The organism is Acidiplasma aeolicum (assembly GCF_001402945.1).
GTDB classification, from domain to species: Archaea; Thermoplasmatota; Thermoplasmata; order Thermoplasmatales; family Thermoplasmataceae; genus Acidiplasma; species Acidiplasma aeolicum.
Map to the genome: position 1 here is coordinate 1 of NZ_LKBG01000106.1, position 1797 is coordinate 1797.

General features: G+C 28.4%; 3 protein-coding genes. All 3 read left to right on the forward strand.

Features of this window, described 5'->3' with window-relative positions:
• Positions 1–7 precede the first annotated feature (7 nt).
• The 3 genes from AOG54_RS03020 to AOG54_RS03030 all read left to right on the forward strand — a co-directional run bounded on the left by AOG54_RS03020 (position 8) and on the right by AOG54_RS03030 (position 1759).
• Entirely contained in the window at positions 8–349 is a 342-nt protein-coding gene (locus AOG54_RS03020; RefSeq protein WP_048102458.1) for a hypothetical protein, read from the forward strand.
• Between the two features lie 225 nt (positions 350–574).
• Positions 575–1198 carry an HAD family hydrolase gene (locus tag AOG54_RS03025; RefSeq protein WP_156150353.1) on the forward strand — a complete coding sequence of 208 codons (624 nt, stop codon included), beginning with the start codon at positions 575–577 and terminating at the stop codon, positions 1196–1198.
• 39 nt (positions 1199–1237) lie between these two features.
• The gene (locus AOG54_RS03030) at positions 1238–1759 is read left to right on the forward strand and encodes a four-carbon acid sugar kinase family protein (RefSeq protein WP_048102456.1); all 522 of its coding nucleotides are present in this window, start codon (positions 1238–1240) and stop codon (positions 1757–1759) included.
• Positions 1760–1797: the final 38 nt, after the last annotated feature.

Sequence of the window (1797 nt, forward strand, 5' to 3'; positions counted from 1 at the left end):
ATAAAACATGAAAAATGTGGCAATTATAATTTCAACTGCAAATAAAGAAAAGGCAATAGCCGCAGCAACACTTGCCGGTGTTTCAAGAAAAAATAAATTTTTTGGAGATACAAAATTAATATTTTTTGGCCCAAGCGAGAGGTTTATAGCAGATAATGACGAAGCTATTATGAAACTTATAAATGACTATAATAGCGCTGGCAACTCACTTGCAATTGCGTGCAAACTGGTTGCAAATAACCTTAACCTTGCAGACAAACTTGAAAAGGTCAGCGCCATTAAGCTTGACATGGTGGGCCCGATAATAAAGGATCTGGCAGAAAAAGATTATGAGTTTTTAACATTCTAAATTTCTATGTAATTCATATTTATTTAAAAATTTATAAAACTGTATTTAACATTTTAAGGTCTTTTATTAATGGATTTAACCTTATAATATATTCTGGCAATTTTTATATACCTATTTAATAAGTTTTACGCCAATATAAATATAGTACAATATAACATATATAGAAAAACTTAAATTATATTTAGCGATATATACGTTTAAAAATAGAAAGTGAGAGGTGATAAAATGGTAAAGCTTGTTGCCTTCAGCATGGAAGGAACACTGTTAAAAAATAAAAATACCTGGAACAGGGTTATGTCTAAATTATCCAGGAATCCTTATTATAACATAATCTATAACTTTGATTATTTATATGACAATTTAAATAACAAGATTAATGTATCCATAAATAATACAGCATTTAACAAATTAATCGATGAATCCTTCGACTACATGGACCTTTATGATGGTATAGATGACACAATAAAAATACTGCACCAGAATGGAATAAAAGCTGCAATAATAACCGCTGGTGTAAAAAACTATGCTGATATAATAGCAAGGGAATTTAAGTTTGATTATTCCATAGCCAATGAAATGAAAATAATTTCTGGCAAAATAAGATTTATCAAAAATGTGGATTCAATTAGAAAGGAAATAATATTAAACAAATTAAGAATTAAAAACGGATTTAAAAAGGATGATATAATATCTGTTGGAAGCAGCCTGCAGGACATCTCAATGAAAAATGTATCTGGTAAATTTATAGCATTTAATCCTTCAGCAGTTGAGGTAATAAGGGTTGCGGATAAAATTATAGACGGTTCTGAATCTCTTCTTGATATACTAAATGAACCGATAAATGCATAATAAAAACATATTTTAATTAAAAAGAATTATAAAATATATATGGTTTTTGTAATTATATCAGATGATCTTACCGGAGCCTCAGGAATGGCCTCAATGCTGAATAATTCAATTACAGTACCATATTATAATATTAAACTTATAGATATCAATGCATACGATTACGTATGTGTTGATATAGAAACCAGAAATGCGGATGAGCAAAAATCAATTGATAGATTTAAAATGGTTTTAAAGTTTTATTGCAATGAAACAATATTATTAAGAATAGACAGCGCCCTCAGGGGTAATATAAAAGCATACCTGATGGAATTTTCAAAAATGGGTAAAATAATAATAACCGATACCATTCCGGAGTATGAAAGATACACTGAAGATAAAAAAACATTTTATCGCGGTGATTTTAAAAATTTAATGGATTTCATACCAGAAAACAGGAATATAACCATTATGGATTCAAGAAATTATAACGATATTAAAATGATAGCATATGAATGTGTAAAAACCGGGTCACTGCCTGTCGACCCTGGAATTTTAATAAAAACCTACCTGACAATCATATAGTTATTTAAAATAATATATTTATATATTAATGTTATATA